The 17,255-nt window shown below is 28.6% G+C and carries 15 protein-coding genes; 8 read left to right on the forward strand and 7 right to left on the reverse strand.

What is annotated here, in order from left to right; genetic code table 11:
- Nucleotides 1-11: 11 nt before the first annotated feature.
- Entirely contained in the window at nucleotides 12-1,349 is a 1,338-nt protein-coding gene (locus tag AC2TEO_RS02595) for an MATE family efflux transporter (protein ID WP_442266602.1), read from the forward strand.
- A gap of 3 nt (nucleotides 1,350-1,352) precedes the next feature.
- Here the strand turns inward: AC2TEO_RS02595 and AC2TEO_RS02600 are convergent, their stop codons facing one another.
- The 6 genes from AC2TEO_RS02600 to ychF form a co-directional block, all read right to left on the reverse strand.
- Complete coding sequence (locus AC2TEO_RS02600; protein ID WP_442266603.1) at nucleotides 1,353-2,024, reverse strand: DUF2461 domain-containing protein; 672 nt, start codon at nucleotides 2,022-2,024, stop codon at nucleotides 1,353-1,355.
- A 45-nt stretch (nucleotides 2,025-2,069) separates the two neighbouring features.
- A complete protein-coding gene (locus tag AC2TEO_RS02605) occupies nucleotides 2,070-2,966 on the reverse strand; it encodes a DMT family transporter (protein WP_442266604.1) in 897 nt (298 codons plus the stop codon).
- Between the two features lie 219 nt (nucleotides 2,967-3,185).
- Nucleotides 3,186-3,377 carry a cold-shock protein gene (locus AC2TEO_RS02610; RefSeq protein ID WP_095072037.1) on the reverse strand — a complete coding sequence of 64 codons (192 nt, stop codon included), beginning with the start codon at nucleotides 3,375-3,377 and terminating at the stop codon, nucleotides 3,186-3,188.
- 229 nt (nucleotides 3,378-3,606) lie between these two features.
- On the reverse strand, nucleotides 3,607-3,798 hold the full coding sequence (gene rpsU / locus AC2TEO_RS02615) for a 30S ribosomal protein S21 (RefSeq protein WP_095072038.1): 192 nt from the start codon (nucleotides 3,796-3,798) through the stop codon (nucleotides 3,607-3,609).
- Between the two features lie 28 nt (nucleotides 3,799-3,826).
- Nucleotides 3,827-4,690 (reverse strand): sigma-70 family RNA polymerase sigma factor, encoded by an 864-nt coding sequence (locus AC2TEO_RS02620; protein ID WP_442266605.1) that lies wholly within the window; start codon nucleotides 4,688-4,690, stop codon nucleotides 3,827-3,829.
- A gap of 370 nt (nucleotides 4,691-5,060) precedes the next feature.
- Complete coding sequence (gene ychF, locus AC2TEO_RS02625; protein ID WP_442266606.1) at nucleotides 5,061-6,152, reverse strand: redox-regulated ATPase YchF; 1,092 nt, start codon at nucleotides 6,150-6,152, stop codon at nucleotides 5,061-5,063.
- A gap of 140 nt (nucleotides 6,153-6,292) precedes the next feature.
- On the opposite strand from ychF, the gene AC2TEO_RS02630 reads away from it, so the two are divergent.
- The 5 genes from AC2TEO_RS02630 (at nucleotide 6,293) to AC2TEO_RS02650 (ending at nucleotide 14,574) form a co-directional block, all read left to right on the forward strand.
- Nucleotides 6,293-6,859, forward strand: coding sequence for an RNA polymerase sigma factor (locus AC2TEO_RS02630; RefSeq protein WP_442266607.1), 567 nt, complete (start codon nucleotides 6,293-6,295; stop codon nucleotides 6,857-6,859).
- A gap of 81 nt (nucleotides 6,860-6,940) precedes the next feature.
- Nucleotides 6,941-7,933 (forward strand): FecR family protein, encoded by a 993-nt coding sequence (locus AC2TEO_RS02635; RefSeq protein ID WP_442266608.1) that lies wholly within the window; start codon nucleotides 6,941-6,943, stop codon nucleotides 7,931-7,933.
- 14 nt (nucleotides 7,934-7,947) lie between these two features.
- Nucleotides 7,948-10,893 carry a TonB-dependent receptor gene (locus tag AC2TEO_RS02640; RefSeq protein ID WP_442266609.1) on the forward strand — a complete coding sequence of 982 codons (2,946 nt, stop codon included), beginning with the start codon at nucleotides 7,948-7,950 and terminating at the stop codon, nucleotides 10,891-10,893.
- A 120-nt stretch (nucleotides 10,894-11,013) separates the two neighbouring features.
- Nucleotides 11,014-13,764, forward strand: a complete 2,751-nt coding sequence (locus AC2TEO_RS02645; RefSeq protein ID WP_442266610.1) for a TonB-dependent receptor — start codon at nucleotides 11,014-11,016, stop codon at nucleotides 13,762-13,764.
- 66 nt (nucleotides 13,765-13,830) lie between these two features.
- Nucleotides 13,831-14,574: a class I SAM-dependent DNA methyltransferase gene (locus AC2TEO_RS02650; RefSeq protein ID WP_442266611.1), complete on the forward strand. Its 744-nt coding sequence runs from the start codon at nucleotides 13,831-13,833 to the stop codon at nucleotides 14,572-14,574.
- A gap of 51 nt (nucleotides 14,575-14,625) precedes the next feature.
- On the opposite strand, the gene AC2TEO_RS02655 is transcribed toward AC2TEO_RS02650, so the two are convergent.
- Entirely contained in the window at nucleotides 14,626-14,976 is a 351-nt protein-coding gene (locus AC2TEO_RS02655; RefSeq protein WP_442266612.1) for a 4Fe-4S dicluster domain-containing protein, read from the reverse strand.
- 71 nt (nucleotides 14,977-15,047) lie between these two features.
- Here AC2TEO_RS02655 and AC2TEO_RS02660 point away from each other — a divergent pair, with 71 nt between their 5' ends.
- Together AC2TEO_RS02660 and serC are read left to right on the forward strand one after the other, a co-directional pair.
- Nucleotides 15,048-16,109 (forward strand): acyl-CoA reductase, encoded by a 1,062-nt coding sequence (locus AC2TEO_RS02660; protein ID WP_442266613.1) that lies wholly within the window; start codon nucleotides 15,048-15,050, stop codon nucleotides 16,107-16,109.
- 11 nt (nucleotides 16,110-16,120) lie between these two features.
- Nucleotides 16,121-17,182 (forward strand): 3-phosphoserine/phosphohydroxythreonine transaminase, encoded by a 1,062-nt coding sequence (serC, locus tag AC2TEO_RS02665; protein WP_442266614.1) that lies wholly within the window; start codon nucleotides 16,121-16,123, stop codon nucleotides 17,180-17,182.
- Nucleotides 17,183-17,255 lie beyond the last annotated feature (73 nt).

Consider the following 17,255-nt stretch of genomic DNA (forward strand, 5'->3'; position numbering starts at 1 on the left):
TTTCTACTATCATGAATCAAGTTGCCAGTGAACTTTCCACAGAAAAAGTAAGTAAGTTATTATTAAAACAATCTGTACCTGCTGCAATTGGTATTTTAGTGATGTCTATTAACATGATTGTAGACACCATTTTTGTTGGACAATGGATAGGTGTTTTAGCTATTGCTGCTATTACTGTTGTATTACCAATTGGTTTTTTAATTTCTTCTATAGGAATGGCTATAGGTATTGGAGGAAGTTCTGTTATTTCTTTAGCTTTAGGAGCAGATAATGTTGAAAAAGCTAAAAAAGTATTTGGGAATCAAATCAGTTTAACAACACTAACTTCAGTTGTTTTAGTAGCTATATGTTTAATTTTTGAAGAAACTGTTTTAAAACTATTTGGAGCCAATGGAAATATTTTAGAACCAGCAATTCCTTACTTTAGAATTATAATCATAGGAGTACCATTTTTAGCTTATGCAATGATGGGAAATCCAATTATTAGAGCTTTAGGAAAACCAACTTATGCAATGATTGCTCTTATTTTACCAGCTATAGCAAATATTATTTTAGATATCGTATTCATAAAAGTATTTGGTTGGGGAATGTTTGGTGCTGGTTTAGCAACCTCTATTGCTTATGCCGTTTGCGGATTATTTATTCTTGGTTTTTTACTTTCTAAAAAAAGTAGTTTACAAATACGTTTCAGTCAGTTAAAATTGAATAAAACTGTGGTTTCAGAAATTAGTTCTTTAGGAAGCATTACACTTGTAAGACAAGGAACTGTGAGCATTTTAACTATTATACTAAATTATTCTTTATACAAATATGGAAATGAATCTTCTTTAGCTGTATTTGGGATAATTAATCGCTTAATGATGTTTATCTTTTTCCCTGTATTTGGAATAGTACAAGGTTTTTTACCTATTGCAGGTTATAATTATGGAGCGAATTTATATGATCGAGTAAAAGAAGTTTTAAACACAGCAAACAAGTATGGTACGATGCTGTGCATTTTTATTTTTGCAGCTGTATATTTCTTTAACTATGAAATGACAACTGTATTTACTAACGATGAGCAGTTATTAAAACAAACACCAAACGCTATTTTAACTACTTTATTAGCTACTCCATTTATAGCATTTCAATTAGTTGGAGCATCATATTTTCAAGCTGTAGGTAAAGCAAAACCAGCTTTAATACTAACATTATTACGTCAATCTATTTTTTTGATTCCGTTAATTTTGATTCTTCCTATTTATTATGGATTAGACGGAATATGGTTCTCCTTCCCTATTTCTGATTTGCTAGCTACTATTGTTACTTATTTTTTTGTGCGTAAAGAAATCGCTTTGCTTAAAAAATAACAGTTAAAGTATTGATTCTCCGTTTAAGTTTGTGGTTAACACGGAACTCATTAAATCAAAAAATGGACGTAGTGCTTTGTATGAGACATCAATTTCATTAATAAAGTTAGAAGAAAGAACTTCTTTGTCAGTAAAATTTCGAATTGCTATGTATCCTTTTTTACGAATTAAATCAATATCTGGATGCGTTTTGTCAAATCCCTTGGGAGCTGTTTTTAATTCATCTCCTTCAAATTTATCTCCAAAATACTTTTGAAATTCAGCATCAGTTAAAATAGCTCTAAATTCTGAAGCATCTATTTCTATTTCTTTTCGAATTCTAAATAAATCTTCTTTATTCGGTTCCCAAAAGCCTCCAGCTAAAAAACTTTCACCAGGCTTTAATCGTAAATAATATCCGCCTCTTAAATGTGCGCCATTTCTTGAGAAAGATCCTGCAAAATGTGTTTTGTAAGGTGTTTTATCTTTTGAAAAACGTACATCTCTATAGATTCTAAAAAACTTATGCTTTTCAATTTCATCATGAACCTCAAGTTTTTCTTGAATCGATTTATAAAATTGTTTTACATCTTTTTGAACAGTATCGAATTCAGGTTTATTATCAGCAAACCATTCTCTCGTATTGTTTTCAGCAAGTTTATTTAAAAATTGAAAAGTATCTGTGCTAAGTTTCATTAAGATTTATTTTAGAATAAAGATACTACATTTTAGTATGTAACTTTATTTCTTATTACTAGAAATTAACAGTACTCCGATGATCACAACTAATGTACCTAATAATTGAAATAATGAAAGGTATTCATCTAAAAAAAATACTGCTAAAATTATAGTAGAAACTGGTCCTAATGATGCTAAAATGGCAAAATTTGAAGATGATATTAATTTAATAGACCAAGAAACTAAAAAAGAAGGTATTACTGTTGCTAAAATGGCAATTAAAAAACCTAATACATATACTTCTGAGGAATAACTAAAAATAGATGTTTCTGAAATGATGCCGTAATGAATAAATACACAAATACAAGATACCAACATAACGTAAGATGTAAATCGAACTACTCCTATTTTAGGAATTAGCCAACCACTTCCAACTAAATACGATGCATAAGTAATTGCAGATAACAATACAAAGAAACCTCCTAAAATCACATTAGAACCCGAAATAGAAACTTCGGCTCCAAAAGCTATTGTTATTCCTATATAAGTGACTATAGTCGCTACAAGTTGTTGCTTGCTAATTTTTTCTTTTAAAAACAGAAAATTAAACAACAGAACAATCGTTGGATATACAAATAAGATTACCCTTTCTAAACTTGCTTTAATGTAAGTTAAACCAATAAAATCGAAGAGACTTGCCAAGTAATATCCTACAAAACCAAAAAATAAAATCCAGATAAAGTTCTTTGAAGAAATTTTACTATTTGTATTCTTTTTTGAAGAAGATATTAAAATGAAAACATAAAAAGGAAAAGAGAAAATCATTCTTAAAAATAAAGCAGTAATCATCGGAACATCGTGTTTGTATAATAACTTTACCAAAACTGCTTTTGAAGAAAACAATACGATCCCTAAAATTCCGATAAGAAAACCTAATAATTTTTTATTTCTAATTTTCATAAAGTAAAAATACAGTTTGTTTTAATTCTTACTTATCAGCAAAAACTACAATTACAACTGTCAAAGCAGCAAAAAAAGACATAACAAAATGATTTTCAAAAGGTAAAACTCTAAAAATAATTTTCAGTTTTACCATAAAAAAAACCCACTCAAAGATTGAGTGGGAAAATTGCTATGAAAAAGAATCTCCAAACGTCTTTGGAGATATTTTAATACATTTTAGTCAAGAACTTCAACATTAACTGCGTTCATTCCTTTTTTTCCTCGTTCAGTTTCGAATTGTACTTTATCACCATCTCTAATTTCATCTATCAAACCAGAATTATGAACAAAAATATCTTGTCCTGAATTATCTGTTATGAATCCAAATCCTTTTGTAGTGTTAAAAAACTTTACTGTACCTTCTTGCATTTTACTTAATTTATATTTTAATATTATTTTTTACTCAAACTAGAACACATAAATGAATAGTATTAACTTACATTTAAGTCTAAAAAAACACTTGAAAAAATAAAGTAATTGGAATAAAGAAGGAAAGAGAAAACTCAAAAAAACTTATTGTACTACCCTAATTTGAAAAGGTGTTCTATTTTGAACACTGCAAATGTAGTTCTTTATTTTTTAATTAAACAAGTTATTATTAATTATCTTTTAATAATACTTGCTGTTTATATTCTGCTTTTTTTACTTCTTCTCTTCTTCTAACAGATTCTTTTACATACTCTCTTCTACCTCTAAGTTCATGTAAAAGCTTTGTGTCTTTAAATTTTTTTCTATAGCGTTTTAATGCTCTATCGATATTCTCACCGTCCTTTACTTTTATTATTAACATACTTGTTATTATTATTTATTAATTATTTTTATCCTAAATAGGCTATTAAAGATTTTGATTTTGACACATGTCTTAATCGTATTAAAGCCTTTTCTTTTATCTGTCGAACTCTTTCTCTTGTTAAATCATAAATTTCTCCTATTTCTTCTAATGTCATTGAGTTTTCTTCTCCCAAACCATAAAATAATTTTATCACATCTGATTCTCTTGGAGATAATGTTTTTAAGACTCTTTCAATCTCTATGAGCAAAGATTGAGTGTTTAACTCTTTTTCTGCATTAGATAATTCTCCTGAACTATATACATCGTATAGATTCGAATTTTCACCATCTATCAAAGGAGCATCCATAGATAAATGTCTACTGGAATTTTTCATTGATTCCTTAACATTAGCAACAGACATATCTAGAAACTTTGCTATTTCATTTATCGAAGGAGTTCTTTCATTCTCTTGCTCTAAACGTACAACAGCTTTATTAATTTTATTAATGTCTCCTATTCTATTTAGAGGTAATCTTACAATTCTAGATTGTTCTGCTAAAGCTTGCAAAATTGATTGGCGAATCCACCAAACTGCGTATGAAATAAATTTAAAACCTCTTGTTTCATCAAAACGTTGAGCTGCTTTTACTAAACCTATATTTCCTTCATTTATTAAGTCTATCAACTTTAATCCATGATTTTGGTATTGTTTAGCAACAGATACAACAAAACGCAGATTGGCATTTACTAAAATTTCTAGAGCTTTTTCATCTCCCTCTCTAATACGTTTCGATAACTCTACTTCTTCATTAGCTGTTATTAAATCAATTCTCCCTATATCATATAAATATTTATTTAAAGACTTCGACTCTCTATTAGTATGCTGTTTTGTAATTTTAAGTTGTCTCATGTCTAATTAAATTTGTGTCATAATACATTAAGTACAAACTCATTTAAAAAACATGAGCAAATAGGAATGAATAGACGATAAATATCAATCATATTTATTCAATTATTAAAATTGAATATTTATATAGTTAGAAAAAAAATTAAAGCGCAAGAAGGATAAGTTTGTCTGATTGTCTTAGGGAAAGAAAGTTAAACTAAAGAATCCGTTTGTAATTTAATCTACAATTTAAATATATGTTTCAAAGGTAGGTCTTTGTTGTAGATAAAAAAAGGATTATTTATTTTAAAATTTAAATACCTGTTTTATAAAATAACAAAATGCCATATCAATTAAGATATGGCATTTTGTTATTTATACTAAATATTTTCACTTATACATTAAATCTAAAATGCATAACATCTCCATCAGCTACAACATATTCCTTACCTTCTACTCTAACTTTACCTGCTTCTTTTACTTTTGCTTCGCTACCATAGTCTTCATAATCTTTATAACTAATAGTTTCTGCTCGGATAAATCCTTTTTCAAAATCAGTATGAATTACTCCAGCAGCTTGAGGTGCGGTTGCACCTACAGGAATTGTCCAAGCTCTTACTTCTTTTACTCCAGCTGTAAAATAAGTTTGTAAATTTAATAATTTATAAGCTGAACGGATTAAACGAGAAACTCCAGGTTCTTCTAATCCTATATCTGTTAAGAACATCTGACGCTCTTCATAATCTTCTAACTCGGCAATATCTGCTTCTGTAGCTACTGCTAAAACAATAATCTCAGCCTCTTCATCTTTAACTTCTTCTCTAACTTTATCTACATATGCATTTCCATCTTTAGCTGAAGATTCATCCACATTACATACATATAAAACTGGTTTTGCAGTAATAAACTGCATTGAAGTTACTAACTCTTCTTCTTTCTCAGTAAACTCAATTGTTCTTACAGATTTACCTCCTAATAAAACTTCTTGAATCTTTTCTAATAAAGCTAATTCTGCTTGTGCTTCTTTATTTCCTGTTTTTGCAGCTCTCTTTACTTTTTCTAATCTCTTTTCTACAGCTTCTAAATCTTTTAACTGTAATTCGATATCGATAGTTTCTTTATCACGAATAGGATCAACAGAACCATCAACGTGTACAATATTATCATTATCAAAACATCTTAAAACATGTAAGATAGCATCTGTTTCTCTGATATTTGCTAAAAATTGATTACCTAATCCTTCTCCTTTACTTGCTCCTCTTACTAATCCAGCAATATCAACAATTTCTACTGTAGCAGGAATTACTTTTTCAGGATTTACTAATTCTTCTAATTTTTCTAATCTAGGATCTGGTACATTTACAACTCCTAAATTAGGTTCTATAGTACAGAATGGAAAGTTTGCACTTTGTGCTTTAGCATTTGATAAACAATTAAATAAAGTTGATTTACCAACATTAGGTAATCCTACAATTCCAGCTTTCATTTAGTATATATTGATATTTTTTGCGTTTGCAAATATAGCACAATACTTTACTTTTTAAGGCCTTTATACTTAAAAAGCTAGTGGGATTCTTTTTTAAATTAAAGCATTTTTTTAAATTTAGACGCTTAACCTGTTATTTAATGAGTGAATTATCTGATGAAATATTGTGGGAATCTTTAAAAAAAGGGGATCTTAATTCGTTCTCAATACTTTTTAAAAGGTTCTACCCTTCATTACATAGTTATGGTTTAAAAATCTCTAGAGATGAGACTTTAACAGAAGATGCTTTACAAGATTTTTTTGTATATATATATGAACATAAAGAAAATCTTAGTGATCTTCAATCAATTGCTCCATACTTATTTGCCTCTTTTAGAAGGTTTATTATTAAGAAAATAAGTAAAACAAAAAAATATACAATTATTAGAAATATAGATGCAAATATTGTAGATATAAGTTTCACTCCAGAAGAATTTATAACCAAACAAGAATCCATAACCTTTCGAAATAAAAACCTAGCTAAATTAATCAATAAGCTTCCTAAGAGACAAAAAGAAGTTATTTACTTAAAATTTAGCTGCAACTTTAAACCAAGTGAAATTGCGGAAACAATGGGTATAAATTATCAAAGTGTAATAAATACATTACACAAAGCCATAAAAAATCTTAGAGAAGAAGAAGGCATTGTTAAATTATTAAATTCATAAATTTGCATACTTAAAAGAGTATATTTCGTAATATATATACTTCTAATAAAAAAGAGTAGTGCATAGCACATTATATTTTTAATGAAAAATCAGACATACCATACAATTCAAGATTTATTAGAAGACAAATCCTTTAACAATTGGGCTTTAAATGAAACGAATTCAGAAAGTTCTTTTTGGAATGTATGGATAAAAGAAAATATTACTAATGAAAATTTAGCTGCTGAGGCTAAAGATATAATAGTAGGCATAAACTTTAAAAAAGAAGTTATTTCCAAAGAAAAAATAGATGCTGAATGGGAAAAATTAGAAGCCAAGCTTCAAAAAAAGGAAAATTCAACAAAACCTAAAAGAGCTTTAAAATTCAATTATTTTTCTGTTGCCGCTTCGCTATTATTATTCATTTCTTTAAGCGTATTTATATACACTAATTTTTCTACTGTTACTCATAAAACAGCTTATGGTGAAATGTTTGACATTTCCTTAAATGACGGATCTATAGTAACTTTGAACTCAAATTCTTCTATAAGTTATAAGAAGAATAACCCAAGAAATATAAAATTAACTGGTGAAGCTTATTTTAAAGTTCAGAAAGATTTAACTAATCGAGCCAAATTTAAAGTTACTACTAAAGATTTGATTGTTGAAGTATATGGTACTCAATTTAATGTTAAAACTTCAAAAAATAAAACAAATGTATTTTTAGAAGAAGGAAGTGTGTTACTAAACTTAAATAATGGAAAAGCTCAAAAAATGATTCCTGGTAATTATATTGAGTATTCTTCTACTGCTCAAAAAATTATTGTGAATGAAAATAACAACAATAATGAAAATCATATTTCATGGAAAAATGGAAACTTAATTTTTGATAATGCTACATTAGGTGAAGCTTTATTAAAAGTATCTGAAAATTACGGAGTTAAATTCAAATACAACACATCTGAAATAAAAGATATTTTAATTACTGGAAAAGTACCAACAACCGATTTAGAAATTTGCTTAAACGCAATAAAAAAGTCTACAAACATTAAAATTCAAAAAGAAAATAGTATACTAGTAGTTTATAAAGATTAACTAAACTATTTTTAATGCAGATCAGAAACACTTATCGTCAATATTTTTCTATTTTGGTGTTTCTTTTTATTAATTATTTTAGCGTTCATAGTCAAGAACCTAACTATATACCTTTATCTGAAGCTTTAGAAAATATAAGTGTAAAACATGATGTATATTTTACTTATAATCCTTTAATAATAAAAGTTAACAAGGTAGATTTAACTCCTTTTCAAAATCTTTCTTTAAAAAAATCAATTTCTTTACTTAAAAAACTAACGTCTTATGAAATCGAATATTTAGGTAATAAATATTATGTGATTTTCAAACCCAATAAAAATTACTCATACAACCTATTATCTAGTTCAACAAAAAATGATAATACTAATAAAAATCATGATAGTATTAAACAATTATATTTTGAAAAAAACAAAATCGTCAGAGGTATTATTTTAGATGAATATTATCAACCCATTCATAAAGCTAATGTCATAGAAGACAACACTAAAAATGGTACGATAACAAGATTAGATGGTAGTTTCGAATTAAGATTAACAAACAATAATAATCCTTTAATTATTTCTCATATCGGTTTTACCAATGAAATTATTATTCCTAACCAAAACTATATTAAAGTTATTTTAAAATCGGGTGTTCAGTTAGATGAAGTTTTTATCTTAGGTTCAAGAAACTCTAAACGACAAAAGATAGATTCACCTGTTACTACCGAAGTTATAGATGTTAAAACTACAGTAAAGAGAAGTGAAGTTTTAGAGGTTAATCAACTTATTCAAACAGAAATTCCATCATTTAATGCCACAAAACAATCAGGTTCAGATGGTGCAGATCATATCATTCCAGCAACTTATAGAGGTTTAGGTCCAGATCAAACTTTAGTTCTCATTAATGGAAAAAGAAGACATCAAACCTCTTTAATTAATTTATACGGAACAAGAGGTAGAGGGAACTCAGGTACAGATTTAAACACAATTCCTACTTCAGCTATAAAAAGGATAGAAATATTAAAAGATGGAGCTTCTGCACAATATGGTTCTGATGCTATTGCTGGAGTTATTAATATTGTATTAAATGATAATCCAAACGAAACTAACATTAACTCTACTTTTGGTTTTTATAATGCAAGTAATAATAAAAATGAATCAAAAAAAGGGATTGATGGTTTAACTTTTAAGACTGAAGTAAACTATGGAGCACAAATTAAACAGAAAGGTTTTATTAATTTATCTGCTGAATTTTTAACCAAAGGACATACTTTCAGACAAGGAACTAGTATTAGAGAAAATTATGGTGATGCTGCTGTAACTAGTAGCAGTATTTTTTTTAATTCTGAAATTCCTGTTTCAAATAAAATTAAAGTTTATACAAACGGTGGATATAACTTTAAAAATACTAATGCTTATGCTTTTACTAGAACTTTTGATAGTGAAAGAAATGTACAAAGTATTTTTCCTAACGGATTTAATCCTTTAATTACCTCTAATATTTCTGATAAATCTTTTACTCTTGGTTTTAGAGGTAGAATAAATGGTTGGAATGTAGATTTTAGTAATAGCTACGGAAAAAACTACTTTCATTATTTTATAAAAGAAACTATAAACTCCACTTTATTAGAAAACTCACCTAATGAATTTGATGCAGGAGGCCATAGTTTAAACCAAAATACAACTAATATAGGTTTAACTAAGCAATTTTATGGGATTTTAGAAGGGTTTCACCTCGCCTTAGGTTTAGAAAATAAAATTGAAAATTACAAAATTTTCGCTGGTGAGCCATATTCATATGAATCATATGATTTAAACGGAAATGTTGTAACCAATAATACTCCTATTAATTTAATTCCTACTTACAATGGAATTATAAGACCCGGAGGTTCTCAAGGTTTTCCCGGATACGCATCTATTAATGAAGTAGATAGAACACGTACTAGTTTTAGTTTTTACCTAGATGGTGAAATTGATGTTACTAAAAAATGGATTTTAGCTACAGCGATACGTTATGAAAATTATAGTGATTTTGGAAATTCAATTAATACTAAGATAGCTTCTAATTTTAAAATTAATCCAAAATCAAACTTAAGATTTTCTTTTAGTACAGGATTCAGAGCTCCTTCTCTAGCTCAAATTTATTATAATTTAAAGTTTACAAATTATATAGATAATGCGCCTACAGAATCGTTTTTAATAGCAAATAACAATCCTATTACAAGACAATTTGGAATTCAAAAACTGAAAGAAGAAAAAGCTGAAAATTATAGTTTTGGATATCATCATAGGTTTTCAAATAACTTAAGTTTTTCAGTAGATGCATATTATATTTTTATTAAAGATCGAATTATTTTAAGTGGTAATTTTGATGCTTCTTTATTAAACACAGATGCAGAAAACGTTCAATTTTTTGCGAATGGAGTTAGTACAAATACTTTAGGGGTCGACTTTAAATTGAATTGGTTAAAAAAATGGGATAATTCAAAGGTAGGTTTCAACTTAACTGGTAATGTGAATGATATGAAAATTACCCGAATAAATTATACGAATTTAAATCCTGAAACATTCTTCGGTATAAGAGAACAGTTTTTTCTAAAAGCTTCTGCTCCTGATTACAAAATCATTTTAAATTCAATTTTTACAACAGGGAAGTTTTCAATTAGTAATACTTTAACTCAATTTAGCAGCTTACAACTTATCGATTGGCAAATTAACAACCCTATCAGTGAGTATAATAACTCTTCAGAAGAACGATTTAAAGCTTCTATAGATAATTATAACGCAAAACTTACCTTAGATTCACATTTCTCATACAATTTCAACAAAAATTTTTCTTTCCAAATTGGAGCGAATAACTTATTCAATACCTACCCTACCGCACAAGGCGAAAATACTGATAGTGGTGGTTTATGGGATGCTGTTCAAATGGGAACAAATGGAGCCTTTTATTACAGTAAAATTTTAGCTAAGTTTTAAAATTTTCTTAAAATTTAGAGTATAAAAAAAAACAAAATTACTTAAGCATAATATAACTGAATTGTTAATTAAAAAGACAATTAACATAAAAACACTTAAAATAAACTAATTCATTTAATTATGCTGAAAACAAAATTATGTTTTATACTCACTCTTATTTGTGGAGTTATGTATGCACAAACAAAAATTTCAGGTAAGGTTGTAGATTCAAGTAACCAACCTTTACCTGGTGCAAGTGTGGTAGAAAAAGGTACCAGTAATGGTACATCTACAAACTTTGACGGATTATTCGAGCTAACTGTATCAAGCAATGCTACTCTTGTTGTTAGTTTCACTGGTTTTGAAACTACAGAAGTAGCTGTAAATGGAAAAACAAACCTAACTATTGTTTTAAAAGATGGTGTTGAGTTAGATGAAGTTGTTATTACTGGATCTAGAACTCCTGTAAGAAGTAATATTGCTAGTCCATTACCTATTGATATAGTAGGAATCAAAGAGTTACAATCTACAGGGCAAACTACTTTTGATAAAACATTACAGTATAAAATTCCATCATTCAATACTGTTCAAACTCCAGTTAATGATGCTACATCACTTTTAGACCCATATGAAATCAGAAATATGGGGCCTAGTAGAACTTTAATTCTTATTAATGGAAAACGTAAAAACTTAAGTTCTTTACTATATACGCAAACTTCTCCAGGACGTGGTGAAACTGGTGCAGACATCTCTGGAATTCCAATTGATGCTATTAAAACAATTCAAGTACTAAGAGATGGAGCCTCTGCCCAGTATGGATCTGATGCTATTGCTGGTGTAATGAACGTGATATTAAAAGATGATTATTCAACTTCTTCTGCTACGTTTAGAGCTGGTATTTCAGGTGAAGGTGATGGTGAAATGATTGGAGTTAGTATAAATGGAGGTGATGAAATAGGTGATGATAAAGGTTTTATCAATTATACAATAGATGTTTCTAAAACTGCTTTAGCTAATAGGCCAGGTACAGTAAGTGCAGAGGGTGAATTTGCTGATTTTGGTGGTACAAGATCCGGTGAAACTTTGGCAGATGTTCGTGAGTTTTTATCAAGAAGACCAGATGCTGGAAACATTAATGGTTCTCCAGAAACTAGTGCAGCTAAATTCTTAATTAATGGTAGTTTTAAAACCTCTAAAGACAAAGATTTATATTTCAATGCTGCATACATTTATAAAAAAGTAAACAGTTTTGCAAACTATAGAACTCCTTATTGGAGAGATATTCAAGATTTTCCTTATTTAGGATTATTTTTCCCTGGAAATAACCCTGCTACTACAGGAAGTTATACAGATGCTTTAGGAACATCTTTCAATGGAAATGGTTATGATGGATACTTACCGACTTTCGAAGGTGATTTAAGTGACTATAACGCAACATTAGGTTTAAAAGGAAAAATTAATGGTTGGAATACTGATGCAAGTATTACAGTTGGTGGAAACAGACAAACTTATTTGGTAAATAATTCACATAATAGAGCTGAAATTTTAGACGATAACGGTGCATATGTGTATAGACAAAATAGCCCTATTAGTTTCCAACCTGGAGGAACTTCTTTTAATCATATTGTTGGAAACATAGATATTTCAAAAATTATTAATGATAAGTTATCGTTTGCAGTAGGTACTGAGGTAAGAGGTGAATTTTTTAATATCCTTGAAGGACAATTAGCTTCTTACGAGGGTGTCGGAGCAGATTCATTTGCTGGTAACAGACCAGAAAACTCTGGAGAGTTTAGTCGTTATAATATTGGTGGATATGTAAGTGCTTCTTTTGATGCAACTAAAGATTTATTATTTGAAGGAACTATAAGAGCTGAAAATTATAGTGACTTTGGTACAACATTCGTTTGGAAAGCAAGTTCTCGTTATAAATTCTTAGATGATAAATACACATTAAGAGCTTCTGTTTCAACTGGATTTAGAGCTCCTACTTTACATCAAATTTATACACAAAAATCTCAGTTCTCTTTTGTAGCAGGACAAGGAATTCAAGTAGTTGGTTTAGTAAATAATGTTTCACCTCAAGCTCGTCAATTAGGTGTTCCTAAATTAAAGGCTGAAGAATCTACAAACTTTACTGTTGGTTTCGGAGCTAAACCAATTAAGAATTTAAGTTTTACTATCGATTACTACAATATTCAAATAGATGATAGAATTGTTTTAGGTAATGAAATCGATTATAGCGGATTAGGATTAGGTTTAGGGACGTTAAGTTTCTTTTCTAATGCAATAGACACAAGAACTTCCGGAATAGATGTAGTTGTTGGTTATAAAGGTATTGAGCTAGGTGAAGGAAAATTAGGGCTTAATTTATCAGGTAACTATACTATTGATAATGGAAGAACAGATGACAATGGTAGTCTTTTAGTAGATCAAACTCAAGAGTCTTTATTATTTACTTCTCGTCCTCAAACAAAATGGATTTTAGGAGCTAATTATGCTATCAAAAAATTCGATTTTAACTTAGGAAATACTTACTTCGGTAAAACTACATTTCATCAAGCAGGTTTAGATTCTAACTTAAGAACTGAGTTTATCCCTAAAATAGTTACAGATCTTGGAATTAATTATAACGCTACAAAAAATATCACAATTGCAGCAAACATAAACAACATTTTTAATGTATTACCAGAATGGGAATTCGTTGCAGAAAATCAAGCTGGTCAAGATATAATTAATAGCACGGCTATTACATCAACAGGTTTAACTCAAATTCAAAATGAGTCAAATTTAATCACGTTTAACCAACGTTATTCACAAATGACTTATGATGGTTATCATTTTAGTCAATTAGGAACTTTATTTAATTTATCAGTTAATTATAAGTTCTAGTAATAATCCCTTAAACTTAAAAATGCTACTTTAATAAGTAGCATTTTTTATTTTTATAAATAAATTATGCAAAGTTTATACTCTAACGGTTTTGAAAATATTTACGATGAAATGTATCAAACTTTTATAAACTATAAAGATGAATTTGAGTTTTATTCTAAAATCATTAATCAATACTGTAAAAAAAATGTATTAGAAATTGGTTGTGGTTCTGGTCATTTAGCAAAACGCTTTATTAACTCTACAATAGATTACAATGGAATGGATTTGAGTAATGATATGGTTCTACTTTCACAAAAAAGAAATCCAACAGGTACATTTTTTAAAGGAGATATGACCAATTTTTACTTAAATAAAACTTTTGATAGTATAATTATTACAGCTAGAACTACTAGTTATTTGCTGAATAATATATTGGTACAAAAAGCTATTAAAAACATTCATAGTCATTTGAATGAAAATGGTATATTTTGTTTTGATTTTATTGATGCTAATCGTTTTTTTCCATTTATTAAAGAAGGGAAAACAATTACTCATAAAGCTGAAACTAAAAATAAAAAGTACTCTAGAATTAGTTTTATGAAACCTAAAATTACTAAAGAGAATTTTATGTTTCAATGGGATGCAAAATATTATGAAATAAAAGATCAAAATCACGTTTTACTAACCGATGATCAATCTGAAGTTCGTGCATTTACAATAAATGAATGGCAATTATTTTTAGAATTAAATAATTTTAAAGTTTTAGAAATAATAGATCGAAAAAGTTATGCATTCGACACTTATGTAATTGTTGCTCAAAAACAATAAAAAAATCCCAAACAAAATTGCTTGGGATTTAAAAATTCCAATGATTAGAATTTAATCGTTATGCATAAATCGTTGTTTAGCTAACAACTCCTCCTCTGTTTCTACATTGTCTTCATCTGGAACACAACAATCAACCGGACAAACAGCAGCACATTGAGGCTCTTCATGAAAACCTTTACATTCTGTACATTTATCTGCAACTATATAGTAAATTTCATCAGAAATTGGTTCCTGTTCTTCATCTGCATTTGCATTATTTCCGTTAGGTAAAACTATATTTCCTTCTAAATCTGTACCATCTGCATACTTCCACTCCTCTGCTCCTTCGTATATTGCTGTATTTGGGCACTCAGGTTCACAAGCACCACAATTTATACATTCATCTGTTATAATAATCGCCATAGCTAATCTATTTCAGTTTTGTAACTTTGCTGACGCAAAAATAAAGCCAATTTAATTTAGAAACAATTTAAATGGACAAAATCGAAAAACGTATTAGCACCTTTATAAAGTTAGGTAACTTTTTAAGTCAATTTTCTAGAAACAAAATTCAAAAGGATAATACTATTGAGTTCAATGATATTTTCTTTGATGGATTTAAACATCAATTAAAATTGGCAGAAGAAAATAATAATTGGTTTACTAAAGAAAACCTATTATTTGCTTGTGAAAGTTGGACAAACGCTTTAACTGAAAAAAATATCAAGCAATGGATTAAAAATGAATCGTTACAAGATGATTCAAGTAAGACTATTGCCATAATTATGGCAGGTAATATTCCGTTAGTCGGTTTTCATGATTTCCTTTCTGTATTAATTTCTGGTCATGCTGTTTTAGCTAAACTTTCAACAAACGATAAACATTTATTACCCTTCATAGCTAAATATCTTGAATTTTGTAATGAAGAGTTTAAAGGAAAAATTTCTTTCACCAGTGAAAAATTAGAAAATTTTGATGCTGTTATTGCTACTGGTAGTAATAATACTGCTAGATATTTTGAATACTATTTTAAAGACAAACCCAATATTATTCGTAAAAATAGAAACTCTGTAGCTGTAATATCTGGTAATGAAAATGAAGAAGATTACATAAGATTAAGCGAAGATGTTTTTCGTTATTTCGGATTAGGTTGTCGTTCTGTTTCTAAATTATTTATTCCTAAAGGATATGATTTCGACCACTTCTTTAAAGGAATGTACAATAAACAAGATATTATCAATAATGCTAAGTATGCTAACAACTACGATTACAATAAAGCAGTATACTTAATGAGTGAATTTGATATTCTTGAAAATGGATTCTTAATGATAAAAGAAGATGAAAGTTATGCTTCTCCTATTGCTTCTGTTTTTTATGAGTATTATGAAAACTCTGATGATTTAAAAATCAAACTTTACGAAGATCGAGAAAAAATACAATGTGTTGTTGCTAAGGATTTTATTGAAAATGAAATTTCTTTCGGACAAACACAACATCCTAATTTATGGGATTATGCCGATGGTGTAAATACATTAAACTTTCTATCAAACCTCTAAATTTAATTTAAATGAAAAAGCACAATTTTAGCGCTGGACCATGCATTTTACCTGAAGAAGTATTAAAAAAAGCTTCTGAAGCTGTTGTAAATTTTAATAATGATGATTTATCATTAATAGAAATTTCCCATAGAAGCGCACCTTTTGTTGAGGTTATAGAAAAAGGAAGAAAACTAGCTTTAGAACATCTTAATTTACTAGATAAAGGTTATCAAGCTTTATTTTTACAAGGTGGTGCTAGTACTCAATTTTTAATGACAGCTTATAATTTTTTAAATACAAAAGCAGCGTATTTAAACACAGGAACTTGGAGTAGCAAAGCGATTAAAGAAGCAAAACTTTTCGGAAATTTAGTTGAAGTAGCTTCTTCTGAAGATAAAAACTTTACTTACATTCCAAAAGGATATAGTATACCTAACGATGTAGATTATTTTCACTGCACAAGTAATAATACCATTTATGGTACACAAATGAATGTATTTCCTGAAACTGATGTTCCTTTGATTTGTGACATGAGTTCAGATATTTTTTCTCGCCAACTAGATTTTTCAAAATTTGACTTAATCTATGCTGGAGCGCAAAAAAACATGGGACCAGCTGGTACAACTTTAGTAGTGATTAAAGAAGAACTATTAGATCGTATTTGTAGAGAAGTACCATCTATGTTAAACTACAAAACTCATGTAGAGAAAGATAGTATGTTTAATACACCTTCTGTTTTTCCAGTTTATGTTTCTATGTTAACATTAGAGTGGTTAAAAAATTTAGGTGGTATCAATTTTATTGAAGAAGTAAACAATAAAAAAGCGAAGCTTTTGTATGATGAAATTGACAGGAATCCTCTGTTTAATGGAATCGTAGCTAAAGAAGATCGTAGTGTTATGAACGCTACATTTACTATAAATGAAGGTTTACAATCTCGCTTTGATTCTATGTGGAAAGAAGCTAGAATAAATGGTATAAATGGTCATCGTTCTGTAGGTGGCTACAGAGCTAGCATGTATAATGCCTTACCTTTATATAGTGTACAAGCATTAGTAGATGTTATGAAAGAACTAGAAAGAAAAGCATAAAATATATCATCTTGAACTAGTTTCAGAATCTTATGATTTAGAGAAACTGAAATAATTTCAATTTGACATACAA

This window comes from Tenacibaculum aquaeponti (assembly GCF_057221555.1).

What these genes read in the sequence shown, in the direction of transcription:
- rpsU (WP_095072038.1), bottom strand. Translation starts at nt 3,798, where the DNA reads ATGTTAATAATAAAAGTAAAGGACGGTGAGAATATCGATAGAGCATTA.
- AC2TEO_RS02635 (WP_442266608.1), top strand. Translation starts at nt 6,941, where the DNA reads ATGAAAAATCAGACATACCATACAATTCAAGATTTATTAGAAGACAAA.
- ychF (WP_442266606.1), bottom strand. Translation starts at nt 6,152, where the DNA reads ATGAAAGCTGGAATTGTAGGATTACCTAATGTTGGTAAATCAACTTTA.
- serC (WP_442266614.1), top strand. Translation starts at nt 16,121, where the DNA reads ATGAAAAAGCACAATTTTAGCGCTGGACCATGCATTTTACCTGAAGAA.
- AC2TEO_RS02600 (WP_442266603.1), bottom strand. Translation starts at nt 2,024, where the DNA reads ATGAAACTTAGCACAGATACTTTTCAATTTTTAAATAAACTTGCTGAA.
- AC2TEO_RS02630 (WP_442266607.1), top strand. Translation starts at nt 6,293, where the DNA reads ATGAGTGAATTATCTGATGAAATATTGTGGGAATCTTTAAAAAAAGGG.
- AC2TEO_RS02610 (WP_095072037.1), bottom strand. Translation starts at nt 3,377, where the DNA reads ATGCAAGAAGGTACAGTAAAGTTTTTTAACACTACAAAAGGATTTGGA.
- AC2TEO_RS02660 (WP_442266613.1), top strand. Translation starts at nt 15,048, where the DNA reads ATGGACAAAATCGAAAAACGTATTAGCACCTTTATAAAGTTAGGTAAC.
- AC2TEO_RS02655 (WP_442266612.1), bottom strand. Translation starts at nt 14,976, where the DNA reads ATGGCGATTATTATAACAGATGAATGTATAAATTGTGGTGCTTGTGAA.
- AC2TEO_RS02620 (WP_442266605.1), bottom strand. Translation starts at nt 4,690, where the DNA reads ATGAGACAACTTAAAATTACAAAACAGCATACTAATAGAGAGTCGAAG.
- AC2TEO_RS02595 (WP_442266602.1), top strand. Translation starts at nt 12, where the DNA reads ATGAATCAAGTTGCCAGTGAACTTTCCACAGAAAAAGTAAGTAAGTTA.
- AC2TEO_RS02645 (WP_442266610.1), top strand. Translation starts at nt 11,014, where the DNA reads ATGCTGAAAACAAAATTATGTTTTATACTCACTCTTATTTGTGGAGTT.
- AC2TEO_RS02650 (WP_442266611.1), top strand. Translation starts at nt 13,831, where the DNA reads ATGCAAAGTTTATACTCTAACGGTTTTGAAAATATTTACGATGAAATG.
- AC2TEO_RS02640 (WP_442266609.1), top strand. Translation starts at nt 7,948, where the DNA reads ATGCAGATCAGAAACACTTATCGTCAATATTTTTCTATTTTGGTGTTT.
- AC2TEO_RS02605 (WP_442266604.1), bottom strand. Translation starts at nt 2,966, where the DNA reads ATGAAAATTAGAAATAAAAAATTATTAGGTTTTCTTATCGGAATTTTA.